Origin of the sequence: Bradyrhizobium sp. CCBAU 51753 (assembly GCF_015291565.1) — a bacterium.
GTDB classification, from domain to species: domain Bacteria; phylum Pseudomonadota; class Alphaproteobacteria; order Rhizobiales; family Xanthobacteraceae; genus Bradyrhizobium; species Bradyrhizobium ivorense.
In genome coordinates this window covers 8,488,234-8,502,632 of record NZ_CP030037.1, presented here as the reverse complement: position 1 = coordinate 8,502,632, position 14,399 = coordinate 8,488,234, and the positions used below count along the sequence as shown (strand labels likewise).

At 64.7% G+C, this 14,399-nt stretch carries 11 protein-coding genes; 4 read left to right on the top strand and 7 right to left on the bottom strand.

Going from position 1 to position 14,399, the window contains the following annotated elements; all coding sequences use genetic code 11:
* Nucleotides 1-27: 27 nt before the first annotated feature.
* The gene (locus XH93_RS39105; RefSeq protein ID WP_139486795.1) at nt 28-585 is read right to left on the bottom strand and encodes an HNH endonuclease; all 558 of its coding nucleotides are present in this window, start codon (nt 583-585) and stop codon (nt 28-30) included.
* A gap of 194 nt (nt 586-779) precedes the next feature.
* Between XH93_RS39105 and XH93_RS39100 the strand changes: the two genes are divergently transcribed.
* Nucleotides 780-2,540 (top strand): chloride channel protein, encoded by a 1,761-nt coding sequence (locus XH93_RS39100; protein ID WP_194471529.1) that lies wholly within the window; start codon nt 780-782, stop codon nt 2,538-2,540.
* 197 nt (nt 2,541-2,737) lie between these two features.
* Here XH93_RS39100 and XH93_RS39095 read toward each other — a convergent pair whose 3' ends face one another.
* The 6 genes from XH93_RS39095 to XH93_RS39070 all read right to left on the bottom strand — a co-directional run bounded on the left by XH93_RS39095 (nt 2,738) and on the right by XH93_RS39070 (nt 10,642).
* Nucleotides 2,738-3,715: a peptidyl-alpha-hydroxyglycine alpha-amidating lyase family protein gene (locus XH93_RS39095; protein WP_194471528.1), complete on the bottom strand. Its 978-nt coding sequence runs from the start codon at nt 3,713-3,715 to the stop codon at nt 2,738-2,740.
* Nucleotides 3,716-3,818: 103 nt separating this feature from the next.
* A complete protein-coding gene (locus tag XH93_RS39090; protein WP_194471527.1) occupies nt 3,819-5,606 on the bottom strand; it encodes an NAD(P)/FAD-dependent oxidoreductase in 1,788 nt (595 codons plus the stop codon).
* A 123-nt stretch (nt 5,607-5,729) separates the two neighbouring features.
* A complete protein-coding gene (locus tag XH93_RS39085; RefSeq protein ID WP_194471526.1) occupies nt 5,730-6,818 on the bottom strand; it encodes a DUF2855 family protein in 1,089 nt (362 codons plus the stop codon).
* A 96-nt stretch (nt 6,819-6,914) separates the two neighbouring features.
* Nucleotides 6,915-8,441 (bottom strand): acyl-CoA synthetase, encoded by a 1,527-nt coding sequence (locus XH93_RS39080; RefSeq protein ID WP_194471525.1) that lies wholly within the window; start codon nt 8,439-8,441, stop codon nt 6,915-6,917.
* 13 nt (nt 8,442-8,454) lie between these two features.
* Nucleotides 8,455-9,612, bottom strand: coding sequence for an ABC transporter substrate-binding protein (locus XH93_RS39075; RefSeq protein ID WP_371815141.1), 1,158 nt, complete (start codon nt 9,610-9,612; stop codon nt 8,455-8,457).
* Nucleotides 9,613-9,670: 58 nt separating this feature from the next.
* A complete protein-coding gene (locus XH93_RS39070; protein ID WP_194471523.1) occupies nt 9,671-10,642 on the bottom strand; it encodes a nitronate monooxygenase family protein in 972 nt (323 codons plus the stop codon).
* Nucleotides 10,643-10,807: 165 nt separating this feature from the next.
* Here XH93_RS39070 and XH93_RS39065 point away from each other — a divergent pair, with 165 nt between their 5' ends.
* The 3 genes from XH93_RS39065 to XH93_RS39055 all read left to right on the top strand — a co-directional run bounded on the left by XH93_RS39065 (nt 10,808) and on the right by XH93_RS39055 (nt 14,316).
* On the top strand, nt 10,808-11,695 hold the full coding sequence (locus XH93_RS39065; protein ID WP_194471522.1) for a LysR family transcriptional regulator: 888 nt from the start codon (nt 10,808-10,810) through the stop codon (nt 11,693-11,695).
* Nucleotides 11,696-12,125: 430 nt separating this feature from the next.
* Nucleotides 12,126-12,941 carry a hypothetical protein gene (locus XH93_RS39060; RefSeq protein WP_194471521.1) on the top strand — a complete coding sequence of 272 codons (816 nt, stop codon included), beginning with the start codon at nt 12,126-12,128 and terminating at the stop codon, nt 12,939-12,941.
* Between the two features lie 244 nt (nt 12,942-13,185).
* On the top strand, nt 13,186-14,316 hold the full coding sequence (locus tag XH93_RS39055) for a sterol desaturase family protein (RefSeq protein ID WP_194471520.1): 1,131 nt from the start codon (nt 13,186-13,188) through the stop codon (nt 14,314-14,316).
* The last annotated feature ends 83 nt before the right edge of the window (nt 14,317-14,399 follow it).

Below are 14,399 nucleotides of genomic sequence, written 5' to 3'. Positions count from 1 at the left end.
GCGCGCCACCTGTGGGGTCGCCGTGCCCTACGGATCGAGCTCCGTATCCCAGTAGAGATAGTCGAGCCAGCTCTCGTGCAGATAGTTCGGTGGAAACAGGCGGCCGTTGCGGTGCAGCTGGTGCACGGTCGGCGCGTAGGGCGTCTGCTTCGGAAACATCTTGGCCTGCTGCGGCGTCAGGTTGCCCTTGCGCAGATTGCAGGGCGAGCAGGCGGCGACGACGTTCTCCCAGGTGGTCTGGCCACCCTTGCTGCGCGGAATGATGTGATCGAAGGTCAGGTCGTCCGCGGAGAGGCAGTACTGGCAGGAGAAGCGGTCGCGGAGGAAGACGTTGAAGCGGGTGAAGGCGGGGTGGGTGGTCGGCTTGACGAAGGATTTTAAGGATACAACGCTCGGCAGCTGGATTTCGAACGACGGACTTCGTACCGCTCTGTCGTAGTACTCGACAATGTTGACACGATCGAGGAACACCGCCTTGATCGCGTCCTGCCAGGACCAGAGCGACAGCGGGTAATAACTCAGCGGCCGGAAGTCCGCATTCAGCACCAGCACCGGCCAACCGCCTTGCGAGACATGTGCGTTCAAATAACGCTCCTGACTCCCATTAGCTGCGAAGCAGCATGCACTCACATACTACAGGCAGCGTGACGGGATTGTGAAGAGCATAGAGCGGCTTATCTGCCGTGCGCTTGCCATGTTCCCGCCCCGATTGCCACCCGTCCCTGAGGTCCGTAAAGGGAGCCGCAAGGCCCCTGTCGGCCGCTGACGGACCTTATCCGATGACCACGTCGTCCAGCTACCTCGAGGCGCCGCGCCGGCTGCGCGCATTCGTGCGCGCGCATGAAACCAGCCTGGTGGTGCTGGCGGTGCTGATCGGCGCCATTGGCGGCCTCGTGGTCGCGGCCATGAGCGGGCTGGTCTCGGTGCTGCATGCGGTGCTGTTCAATCTGCCATTGGGCGACCGGCTGTCGAGCCAGCCGAGCATCGATCCGCTGCGCGCCCTGCTGGTTCCCTCGGTCGGCGGCCTGCTGCTCGGGATTGCGTTCCTGCTGCTGATTCGGGTCCGTCCGGCGCGCGAGATCGACCCGATCGAGGCCAATGCGCTCTATGGCGGGCGGATGTCGTTCCGCGGCAGCGTCATCGTGGCGCTGCAGACGGTCTGGTCGAGCGGCATCGGCGGCTCGGTCGGGCTCGAGGCCGGCTATACCCAGCTGTCGAGCGGGCTCGCTGCGTCGCTCGGTCGCGGCTTTCATTTGCGCCGCAACGACCAGCGAATCATGGTCGGCTGCGGCGCCGCGGCGGCGATCGCCGGCGCCTTCAGCGCGCCGCTGGCGGGCGCGTTCTATGCTTTCGAACTTGTGATCGGCGGCTATACGCCGGCGAGCCTGACCCCGGTCGGCGTCGCCGCGGTGTCAGGCTATTTCGTCGCGCATGCGTTCGAGCCGCTGCCGCTCGGGGTCGGCGTCGGCGTGGTCGGTGACGTGCTGGGGCGGGATCTTGCGATTGCCGCGCTGCTCGGCGTGGTCGCCGCCCTGACCGGCATTGCGATCATGCGCGGGGTGACGCTGTGCGAGGCGCTGCTGGCGAGGACCCGGCTCTGGCCGCCGCTGCGGCCGGCGCTCGGCGGGCTTGCGGTCGGCGCGCTGGCGCTGCTCACCCCGCAGGTGATGTCGTCCGGCCATGGCGCGCTGCGTTTCGCCGGCATCGTGGCGATGCCGCTCGGCTTCATCGCCGGTGTGTTCGCACTGAAGGCCATTGCATCGATCATCTCGCTCGGCAGCGGTTTTCGCGGCGGCTTGTTCTTCGCCACGCTGTTCATGGGTGTGCTCGGCGGCCGGCTGTTCGCCGCCGGGGTCGATAGCGTCTGGCCGGGGCTGAACCTCGATCCCAACGCCTATGCGGTGATCGGGATGAGCGCGCTGTCCGCCTCGGTGATCGGCGGTCCGCTGACGATGTCGTTCATCGCGCTGGAATCGACCGGCAATCTCTGGCTCACCACCGCGGTGCTGGTCGCGGTGATCATCTCGACCACCATGACGCGCGAATTGTTCGGCTACTCGTTCGCGACCTGGCGGCTGCATCTGCGCGGCGAGAGCATCCGCAGCGCCGCCGATATCGGCTGGATCCGCGATCTCACTGTCGGGCGGATGATGCGGCAGGACATGACGACGGTGGACGCCGCGATGCCGCTCGCGACCTTTCGCGAGAAATTTCCGCCGGGCTCGAAGACCCAGGTGGTCGCGGTCGACGGCGAGGGCCGCTATGCCGGGCTCGCCGTGGTCGCCGAAGCGCATGCGCCCGACATCGAGACCGACAAGGGCCTCGCCGCCATCCTGCGCCACGCCGACGTGGTGCTGCATCCCGCCATGAACGTCCAGGAGGCGATCGCGGTGTTCGACGCGGCGGAGGCCGAATCGCTCGCGGTGGTCGAGGGCGACGGCGACCGCCGGCCGATCGGCCTGCTCACCGAGGCCCATGCGATGCGCCGCTATGCGGAAGAATCCGAGCAGCGCCGCCGCGAGGTGATCGGCGAGGTTTGATTTCAGCGGCGAAAGCCGCAAAGGCCTCGGGGATCAAGCCGGAGTGATATGTTTCACGCGGCAATCTCTTTTCCCGTCATCCTGAGGTGCGAGCCCTTGCGAGCCTCGAAGGATGAATCGGCCCGGTCGGTGGCCGTCGACCCTTCGAGGGCCGCTGAAGAAGCGGCCGCCTCAGGGTGACGGGGGTGGGGAAGAAGCTATGCCGTCACCCGCTCCAGCTTCTGCAAGCACCGGCTCACCCGCACCGCAGCCGGCATCTCGGTGTCGGGAAAGCTGGTCTTCCAGTCGGTGACGCCGACCTCGCCGACATAGATGTCGCCCTTCGAATCCAGCGCGAGGCCGTGCGGCGCCAGGAATTTGCCGGTCTCGACGCCGGGGCCGTGTTCGCCGCCGAGTTTGGCGATGCGGTTGCCCTTGGCGTCGACGATCGACAGCCGCGGGCCGAGGTTGGGGACCTTGCGGTTCACGGCCATGCCGGGGCCGAGCTCGCCGATCAGAAAGTTCGGCTGCTTGCCGCCGCCGCAGCAGCACAGCGCGCAGGGGCGGTGCAGATTGTTCCACTGCGTTTCGTACCGGCCGTTGCCGTCGAACACCTGCACGCGATGGTTCTCGCGGTCGGCGACATAGACATAACCGTCGGTATCGGTCGCGATGTTGTGCACGATGTTGAACTGCCCGGGATCGGTGCCGGGCTCGCCCCAGCTTTTGATCAGTCTGCCGTCCGGCGTGTATTTGTGGACGCAGGCATTGCCGTAGCCGTCGGAGACGTAGATCTCGCCCTGCGGCGACAGCGCGGTGTGGGTGCAGCGGTGGAACGGCTCGCCGCTCATGAACGGCGCCGGCTTGTTGGGAATCCCGATCGTCAGCAGCACCTTGCCGTCAACAGAGCACTTGCGGACGGTGTGGTCGCCGTCATCGGTGCAGTAGAGATTGTCGTCGGCGTCGATGTGCAGGCCGTGGGCGCGGGAGAACAGGCCTTCGCCCCAGCTGCGGAGGAAATTGCCCTCGCGGTCGAGCACCACCATCGGATGGGCGCCGCGGTTGAAGACGTAGATGCGGTCCTTGCTGTCGACCGCGACCGAGGCGACGTCGGTCAGGCTCCAGCCGTCGGGCAGTTTTGCGAAATTTTCGACGACGCGGTAGCGATGCTCGCCGGAGCCGAGGATTGTTGGCATTTTTCTTCTCTCCCCAGGGTGTCGTTCCGGGGCGCGAAGCGAACCCGGAACCTCGAGATTCCGGGTCTGCGCTTCGCGCATCCCGGAATGACATTAGTGATTATTACGACAACCTCGCCACCGGCCCGACATCGCGCGGCAACAGCCCTTCCTCGATCGCCTTGATCTGCAGCGCGAGGTAGCGCGAGTTGATGCGGCATTGCGCGAGGCTGCCGGCGATGAACCAGAGGCCCGGCTGCGGCGTGCGGGTGTACATGTTGCGCAGCTCCTGGCCGTCGCCAAAGCCCCAGATCGGGCCGACATGCGCGGCCATCGCCGCACCGAACAGCTTTTTCACCAGCTCTTCCTGCGGCCGGTAGCCGGTGGCGAGCACGATCAGGTCGGCGGCAATGGTCTCGCCGCTCTTCAGCCGCGCGCCTTCATTCACGAACGTATCGATATCCGCAAACTGCTGCAGCCTGATCGCGCCATCAGCGACGAGGTCGGCGCAGCCGACATTGAAATAATAGCCGCCGCCGCGGGTGAGGTATTTGAACTGCCAGCCGGTGCCGCCGTCGCCGAAGTCGAGCTTGAAGCCGACCTTGGCGAGGCCGTCGAGCAGCGGCTTGTCGAGCTGCTTCGACTGTTCGGTGATCAGCACGTGGCTGCGCCTGGCGAGCGTCAGCGGCATCGAGGTCGCGATCAAATCGTTGTCCTCGAGCGTGCCCTCGTTGTAGGCGGCATAGGCGAGCTGCGCCGACGGTTCGATATTGGTGATGAGTGTCGAGGAGCGCTGCACCAGCGTGACGTCGGCGCCCGAGGAATGCAGGTCCTGGGCGATGTCGTGGCCGCTGTTGCCGGTGCCGATCACGATCGCGCGCTTGCCGTAAAAATCCTCGCCGTCCTCGTAGCCGCTGGAATGCAGCACCTTGCCGGCGAAATTTTTCAGCGAGGGGATGTCGGGCCGGTTCGGAATGCCGCTGACGCCGGTCGCCATCACGACATGGCGCGGCTGCATCTTGCGGGTCGAGCCGTCGGCGCGGCGCAGCTCGACCGTCCAGCGTCCCTGCGCGGCATCATAGCTGCCGCCGGCGAATTCCGTGCCAGTCCAGAAATTCAGCTCCATCGCCTCGACATAGGCCTCGAACCAGTTGGCGAGCTTGTCCTTCGGGATGTAGGTCGGCCAGTTCGGCGGGAACGGCATATAGGGCAGGTGATTGACCTGCACCTGGTTGTGCAGGGTCAGCGCGTGATAGCGCTTGCGCCAATTGTCGCCGATCCGCGCCTCGCGGTCGACGATCAGCGCATCGATGTTCAATTGCTTGAGCCGCGCCGCAATCGCGAGCCCGGCCTGGCCGCCGCCGACCACCAGCACGTCAGGATCGCGGTCGGCATATTCGGCCGCCGCCTTGCGCTGGTCGAGCCAGTTCGGCCCGCGGAAGTCGCGCGAATAGGCTTGCCCACGCGGCCGCGCGCTCCCTTGCTGCTCCTCAAAGCCTTTCAGTTCCTCGAGCGCGGTGAGCAGCGTCCAGGCTTTCAGGCGGTTGTCGTCGGCGGCGTCGGGAATCAGCCGCACGATGCCGTGGCCGCGGCCGATCGCGGTCTCGAACTTGAAGATCGCCTCGATCGCTTGGGTGCCGGCGCGCATCACCCGCCGCGGCGCCGCGCGCTCGGCATCGATGCGGAAATTGTGCGGCGTGCTGCGCTGCGCATGCGCGGGCAGTTCCTCGAGGATCGCGAAGGCGCGGTTGACGGTCTGGATGTTCCAGGTGAAGGCGAGCACGTCGCGCCAGTAGCTGTCGGGATGGAACAGCGGCTTCAGCAGCACGTCGTCCGGGCTCGCCAGCGCGTCCTCGAACTGCAGCAGCCAATGGTCGGCGGCGACCGAAATATCGTCCGACTTGTCAAGCATCCGGCGTTTCTCGTCATCGGCCGCTTTGGCGACGTTGCCTTGCGGTGCTTTTTGCAGCGTTTCCCGTGCCGCGAAGCCTATACCGATTTGCCGAGGCGCCGAAAGGCCGTGACGGGATGCCGCCTATTCGGCCAGCGACAGGATCAGGCCTTGATCCGGCGGCACCCGGCCCTGCAGGGTATCGAGATAGGCCTCACGCACCGCGTGCACGCCGCGCCGTTCGACAACCCTGATCCAGTCCGGCAGATGCGGCACGAGCTCGGCCCACGCGGCGCCAAAACGCTGGTCGACGCCGCCCGGTCCCCACTCCCTGGCGCGCTTGCGGATCTGGTCCGGCGCGAAGAACCACACCGGCTTGGCGCCGGGCAGCACGGGCTCGTCCGCGTCACTGGCGCGATGGGTCAGCCCGACGCGGAGCGAATGGACCATCTGCACGCCAAGGTGCCGATGCAGGGTCTCGCGCAGCGCGCTGTTGCCGGCCATGTCGACATAGGCCGTGGGCTCGCCTTGCGGCATCGCGGTGACCTGATCGTAGGTCATGACCTCGTCGTAGCAGCCGAGCGATTTGACGAAATCGACATTGCCCTTCGACGTCAGCCCGACCACCCTGACGCCCGGTCGCTTGTGCAGCAGATGGGCGAGACCGAACGCGGTCTTGCTCGAGGCCGACGACAGCATGACACGGCGTGCGCCGTGGAATTCATTCTCGGCCAGAAAGTCGTCGACCATGAACGACAGCATGAACAGCGGCAGCATCAGCGCCCGGTAATCGCCCTGCCGGCCGGCATAGGTCGGATCATCCGAGACGCGGGAGTAGACGTTGTAGACCGGCGACACGCCCTGGCGGTGCGCGGCAGCGTCGCGCAGGCCGCGCTTCGTCACATCGGCGGCCTCGATGACGAGATGCGTCGCCATCGGGAAATAGCCGAACAGCGTTTCGCCCACAGCGACGTTCGGATGATTCGAGGCGATCACCTCGCCAAAACCCCAGACCGGGATGATGCCGTAGCCCTGCGGCGCCGGAAACAGGTTCCAGTATTTCAGTTGCTCGCCGATCACGGCATAGGTGATGTTGTTGGCGGTGAAGGCGAAGCTGACAACTTTCACCAGCAGCGCGTCGGCCGGCAGCGCCGCGCCGTCCGGCAATTGCGTTTCGATGATCTTGCTCTGCGGCAGATCGTTGCGGACCACGATGAAATCGGTCGAGTTCATTTTGCGGACTCTCGCTTGTTGCGCGCCGTGATCCTTGCCTTGTCCGCGGCCCGCTTGGCAACAGCAACAAAGTTTGAAACGCTGTTCGCCCTGCCGTCACCGGACGGCGTGCAACTGCCCGTCGCGGTGGAGATCGCGCAGCTTGCGCTTGAAAATCTTTCCGGTGGCTTCGCGCGGCAGCGCGTCCATGAACTGGATGTCCCGCGGCACCTTGAAATTGGCGAGCTTGCCGCGCAGGAAATCCTGCACCGCCGCGACCGACAGCACTGCGCCGGCTTCCGGCTCGATGCAGGCGAACAGCCGCTCGCCATACTCCGGATCGGGGACGCCGAACACGGCGCAGTCGCGCACGCCGTCCATGCCGATCAGCGCATTCTCGATCTCGGCGGGATAGATGTTGACGCCGCCCGAGATCACCATGTCGCGCTTGCGGTCGCACAGGAACAGATAGCCGTCCGCGTCGAGATAGCCGACGTCGCCGACGCTGATCAGGCCGTCGCGGTCGGCCTCGGCGCGCGCCTTGGCGTTGCCGTGGTAGTCGAAATCCGAGGTCGCGGTCTGCCGCATGAAGATCTCGCCGGGCTCGCCGACGTCGCAGAGCGTGCCGTCGGGGCGGAAGATTTTCACGATGCCGCCCTCGATCGCGCGGCCGACCGTGCCGGGCTTGGCCAGGGCTTCGGCGGCCGAATGCCAGACCGGGATGCCGGTCTCGGTGGAGCCGAGATATTCGTTCACGACGGGGCCCCACCATTCGATCATCGCGCGCTTGACGTCGACGGGGCAGGGCGCGGCGCCGTGGACGATGAAGCGCAGCGACGACAGATCGTAGCGGCGCCGCGTGTCCTCCGGCAGGCGCAGCAGCCGCACGAACATGGTCGGCACCATGTGCATGTGGGTGACGCGATGACGCTCGATCAGTTGCAGCAGGTCCTCGGGATCGAAGCGCGGCTCCAGTACGATGGTGCAGCCATTGCGGAAGGCGAGCATGCCGTAGGAGTGCGGCGCCGAGTGATACATCGGCCCGTTCATCAGGATCACCTGATCCTCGTTCGGCTTGATGCCATAGGTGATGGCGCCGACGCGGGCGGCCGCCGCCTGCTGCTCGGGCCGCATCGGCTTGCGCCGCACGCCCTTGGGCAGGCCGGTGGTGCCTGACGTGTAGAACATCGGCGCGGCGCCGATCGGCGGCTCGGCGAGCGGCTGATGGGTATCGCGCCAGCGGTCCCAGTCGGTTAGGCCGTCCGGCACGGCGGCCAGCGCCGGCGTCACGCCATAGGCGGCCGCGATCTCCGGCGGCGTCGCAACCACCAGCAGCTTGATATCGGGCGGCAGCCCGTCCCTGATCTGCGGCAGCAGATCGGCGTGGCAGACCAGCGTGCCGGCCCCGCTGTCGGACAGGATGTAGCCGACCTCCTCGGCCTTCAGGTGCCAGTTGATCGGCACCACCGGGCTGCCGAGCGCGGCCGCGGCCGCCACCACCTCGAACAGCGCGAAGTCGTTGCGCAGCATCATGCCGACCGGCCTGCCGCCGCGAACGCCGAGCGCGCGCAAGCCGGTCGCTGCCCGCGCGATGCGGGCGTGCATGTCGCCGTAGCTGATCTGTCTGTCGCCGCTGATGATCATATCGCCTTGTCTCCTAGCGATCGTCCAGGATCTCGCCGAAGCTGATCCAGCTCTTGCCGTTGAACCGGCGCAGCCGCAACTGCTGGAACGGCAGGTAATCGTCCGGTCCGGTGGACACCGTCATGCCCGGCAACAATAGCGGCAGCGGAACCTCGTGCAACGATGCTGCCTGGCGCATGATGTTCTCGCGGCTGAAATCGTTCTTGCACGCCTTGAGCACGGCCATCAGCAGCGTCGCATAGTGATAGCCGGCCGAGTAGTTCGAGTTGCTGAGGTCCGCATTGGGCAGGTACTGCTTCATGAAGGCAAGATACTCCTTCACGGCGGGGTCGTCGGCCCATTGCGCGTCCATCGTGTCCTTCTGGTTGCTGGACGAGATCAGGCCGACCGCATTCTCCAGCCCGGCGGGCTCCAGGAACGAGATCGACGAGGCCGACGTGGGCACGAAGAACAGCTCCGGCTTCCAGCCGATCTCGGCGACGCCCTTGATCATCTGCGGGGTGAACTTGCCGAGCACGACGCCGAACAGCACGTCGGCGCCGGACGCCTTCAGGGTCGCGAGCTGCGAACTGATGGTGGGCGCCGAGGTCTCGTAGCTCGCTTCCGCGACGATCATGCTCGCGGCCTTGCTGCCGAGCGCGCGCTTGAAGCCGGCGACATAGTCGCGGCCGAAATCGTCGTTCTGCGCGAGGATCGCGATTTTCGCATCCGGCTTGGTCTGCAGCACATGTTTGGCATAGACCACGCCCTCGGATTCGTACGAGGCCATCCCCGGCATGGTCCACGGATAGGTCTTCGGATCGGCCCATTTGGTCGCGCCGCTCAGCACGAACAATTGCGGGATCTTCTTGGTGTTGAGATAGCGGTGCACGGCATTGTTGGTGGCGGTGCCGAGCGAGCCGAACATCATCAGCACCTCCTCCTGCTCGACCAGCTTGCGGGTCTGCTCGACGGTCTTCGGCGGGGAATAGGCGTCGTCCAGCGTGATGAATTTCACCTGCCGGCCGTTGATGCCGCCCTCCGCGTTGACCTTGGCGAAAAACGCCTCCTGGGCGCGGCCGATCGTGCCGAAGCCGGAGACCGGCCCGCTATAGGGCAGCGTCTGGCCGATCCGGATCGCCTCATTGTTGTCGGCGGCCGCCGTGCTCGTGATCGCGCAGGCGGCAAGCATCGCCGCCAGCGCATGCTGCGCTCGTCTCATCATTCGCTCCCGGACTGCTGCAATAGGGTCAGGCGCTGGCCCGCAGGAAATCGCTGCGCGCCGCGGTGAACTCCGCCTTCAGCCGCGCCACCAGTTCGGCGACCGGCGGGGCGTCGGTGATCTGGCCGATGCCCTGGCCGGAGCCCCAGATGTCGCGCCAGGCCTTGGCCTTCATGTTGCCGCCGGAGCCGAAATTCATCTTGGTCTTGTCGGCGACCGGCAGGTTGGCGGGGTCGAGCCCTGCCGCCGCGATCGACGGCCCGAGATAATTGCCGTGCACGCCGGTGAACAGGTTCGAATAGACGATGTCGTGGGCGGCGTGTTCGGTCAGCGCCTGCTTGTACCTGAGATCGGCATTGGCCTCCTCGGTGGCGATGAAGCGGGTGCCGATATAGGCGAGGTCGGCGCCGAGCGCGAGCGCGGATGCGATGCTCCAGCCGTCGGAAATCGCCCCCGACAGCAGGATCGTGCCCTTGAACCATTGCTTGACCTCGCGCACCAGGGCGAACGGCGACAGCGTGCCGGCATGCCCGCCGGCGCCGGCGCAGACCAGGATCAGGCCGTCGACGCCCTGCTCGGCGGCCTTGCGCGCGTGCTTGACGTTGATGACGTCGTGGAACACGACGCCGCCATAGGAGTGCGCGGCCTCGACGATCTCGGACGGCGGGCGCAGCGAGGTGATGATCACGGGCACCTTGTGCTTCACGCAGGTTTCCATGTCCTTCATCAGCCGGTCGTTGGAGGCGTGGCAGATCTGGTTCACCGCGTAGGGCGCGACCTTCTTCTCCGGATGCAGCGCCTGGTACTCGCCGAGCTCGTCGGCAATGCGCGCCAGCCACTCGTCGAGCTTTTCGACCGGACGGGCGTTCAGCGCCGGGAACGAGCCGACGATGCCGGCCTTGCACTGCGCGATCACGAGCTCGGGCCCCGACACGATGAACAGCGGCGAGCCGACCACCGGCAGTTCGAGCTTGTTGGCGAGCGAAGCGGGTAGCGGCATCTGTCAGGTCCTCCATGCGCGCGCCATCGGCCGCGGCCGGGCGGGAAACGCGTTGTGTTGTGCTGAGCGGCAGTTTTCTTGCCCGCCAATATAAGGCTGGACGGCGTCGGCTTGGCGTTCAATATTGAACAGACAATTCACCAAAATTGAACGGGACGGAATGTCATGGACTGGGATCTCTGCAAGACGTTCGTCGCGGTGGCGGAGACGCGGAGCTTGGCCGGCGCTGCGCGCCGGCTGCGCATCAGCCATCCGACCGCCGGCCGCAACGTCGCGGCGTTGGAACGGCAACTCGGCACCCGCCTGTTCGCTCGCTCCAGTGACGGGCTGTCGCTCACCTCGCACGGCCGCAAGTTCCGCGAGCACGCCGAGGCGATGGCCGCGGCGGCCCTGCGCGCGGAGGCCGTGGCGTCCGCGACCGGCGCACAGGCCCGCGGTGTCGTTAAGCTGTCGATCGGCGCGACGCTGGCGTCGCACTGGCTGATGCCGCGTCTCAAGCCGTTCCTGCGCGATCACCCCAACATCCAGCTCGAGATCATCACCCACCCGTTTCCGGCAAGCGTGCGCCGCCGCGAGGCCGACGTGGTGCTGCGGCCGGTCGATGCCGGCGACGAAAATCTGATCGGGCGCCGGATCGGACGGCTTGGTGCCGGCTTCTACGCCTCGCGCGACTACGCGGCCGGACGCAAGCTTCCCGAGCGCTCGGACGAGTGGAAGGGGCACAGCGTGATCGGCTTCGCCGACCAGGCCTCGAATGCGGATCTGGCGCGCTGGAGCGACTTCGTCACGCGGCAGGGCACGATGGTGATGCGCTGCTCCTCGCAGGGCGACATGCTGGCGGCGGCGCGCGCCGGGCTCGGGGTGTCCGTGCTGTCCTGCCTGGTGGCGGCGCCCTATCCCGATCTGATCCGGATCGCGCCGCAAAAGCTCTTCAGCCTTTCCGATCTCTGGCTGCTCGCGCATCCCGACCTGGTCGAGCTGCCCGCGGTGCGCGCCGTGCTCGGCTTCGTCACCGACTGCGCACGCCAGGACCGCGTCCGGCTGCGGGGGTAGAGCGTTTTCCAGCGAAGTGGATGCCGGTTCGCGTGAAGAAAACGCGTCAAAACAAGAATCTAGAGCTCCGTTCCGATTCCATCGGAACGGAAATAGCTCTAGGGATACAATTTTCACGCAGAACGGCCAGACTTGGTGCCGTCAAGCCGGGTTGCAATGTCCGCTGTCCGAGGAAAACCGGAAGTGACACCGCGGAGTTGTCAGATCTGCCTGTGACCCGAAGCGGCCATGCGTCGTTCTATCGCGGCTTTAAACGTCGATTGCAAATCGCTTACCACCAGCCGTCCTAATTAATCAAAATTTGAAGTATCGGTGAAATGGGCCGTGCAACCTCCATGGTATTATGCGAGGCATCTTCAATTATGTTGGCACGTAGTCGCTTTCTGCTAGCTGCCTAAACCGCCGAGAGCAGATGATCCAGGGTAGATTGATGGCGCTCTCACCAAATCGCATGTCTAACTTTGGCATTGCGACCAGTGCAATCTGCGGTCGCGATTTGTCCGTTGGCTTAGCCTTTTTCATTTGCTCAATGTTGAGCATTAGTTGCGGTACTGCCACAGCGGACGAGTTCAAGGCGGTCAGAGAAAGACTCGCCGTATCGACCGACATGACACAGATCGATATCGAAGTCGTCGGTTCCACCAGCCAATTGCCGCAGTTCCATAGACTCATTCCCGGGCTCGTTGTCCGTTTTCGGTTGGCCCGCGCATACGTTGGTCTTTATGCAGAGCATGAGCCGGGATTCGAGATCTTCAACATTGGCGTTGATCTCGAGACCGCATCGCCGATGTCACTATTCGAGACGGCGATCCTGGGGCCTCGATTCGGAAAGGACATTCCCGGCATTCCAAAGCTGCTGCCGGAAGAGGTGCGTCGCCGCAATATACGGATGAGCATTCATAGCGATGATCGTGCCGAGTATTTGCGAAAGTTCGGCGAAAAATTAGCTGGATGCCATGGCGACGTACTCGTCGAGAACGACATGTGGGTCTACGAGCGGAGGGCGGACTGTCCGGGGCTCGGCTCCCGGACGTTTGGCAGGGTCGTCCAGATGGACGCTACCTTGTTGACTAAGATCGAATGCGAAGAATGGCTTCCTCCCTCATGGGCGCGATGTAAAACCGCATTTCCCTTTGAAGGTTTTACAGTTCGCTTGAACTTCGACCGCGATTTGCTGTCGCGCTGGCGAGAGGTTGTCAGCTTCTCAGCGGCATTCTTGAAATCAAAGCAATATCCAACGCAGTGAGCGGCTGGCATCTGCTATTGGCCCGTAGCTGACGCTTGCTCAGATTGACGCAATGTCCGCTGCCGGGAGGAAAGCCGACCAAGGTCAAGCGGGGCGTCGTGGTCGGCTTGTGACCCAAAGCGGACTTTTGACTTCTCGCAATTTTAACTCTTATCGGCCATCTATGTATCCTAGACGTTGAATTTGAGTAAACTCTCGCGGGCCTATGCTGACGCGCTTCAGAATCTTTGTAGGGAGACCGTTGATGGCTCAAGAAAGTTCGAGGCCGCGTATCGGCGAAGGGCGCATAGGCAGTTCTCTCTGCGCCGCGATCGGCGTGCTCAGCGTCGCTGCGGTACTATGCCTGCGCTACCCTGCCTTTCTCACGACGCCTGAGCTGCGCGTCCACTACGACGTCGAGCTGCTCCGCCTCACCCTCGCGATCGCGATGGTCGTCGGTGTCTGGCTCGGCGTCATTGGGATCATGCTTGGCGGCCCGCGGGCGCCCGCTACGATCGGCCTCAGCGCGCTTTTTTTCGCCACGCTGCTTGGCGGACCCTACGTGCCGACACCAGATTTTCTCCAGCCGCGCTTCTATCTCGGCCTCGACTGGCTGGTGCTCGATCTATTCTTCACCGGCGCAGCATTCGTGCTGCTCGAGTGGGTCTTCCCACGGGTGCGGCCGGAGCAAGGGCCGCTCAGCCCCGGCTGGAGGCTCGATCTCGCCTATTTCGGAGTCAACCACCTGCTGATCGGCGTCTTCCTGGTGGTCTCGACGCATTTTGCCCATGACTATTTCGCCTGGGCGATCAGCCCGGCACTGCAAGCGCATGTCGTGGCCCTGCCGTCGATCGTCCGCTTCGTGCTGGTGATCCTGGCGGCCGATGCTGTCGAATACATCTCCCACCGCGCCTATCACGAGGTGCCGTGGTTATGGCGAATCCATGCGGTTCATCATTCGCCCGAACACATGGACTGGCTCTCGGGATCGCGCCTCCATTTCTTCGAGCCATTGGCAACGCGCGCCCTGGTGCTGGTGCCGATCGTCCTGCTCGGCTTCCCGCAGGACACGATCTTCGCCTATCTCATTTTCATCTCCGTGCAATCGGTGCTGATCCATTCAAACATCAAGATGGATGTCGGCTGGCTGCGGTACGTGATCGTCACGCCGCAATTCCATCACTGGCACCACGCCTCGGACGCCGAGGCCATCGACAAGAACTACGCGGCACACACGCCGCTGTTCGATATGCTGGGCAGAACCTGGCACCTGCCCAAAGACCGCTGGCCGGTCAAATACGGAACGGTGAAGCCGATCCCCGGCGGCATGCTCGGCCAGTTCGCGCACCCCTTCATCGGGCCGGTGAAGGAATTCCTCGAACATCGGGACCCATGAAGCGGCGTGTTCCGCTGTTGCCAGCATGAGAGCCGCAGCGTGTTTGCTCACTAAGGAAAATCGGGTGAGGCGATGCCGGCGAT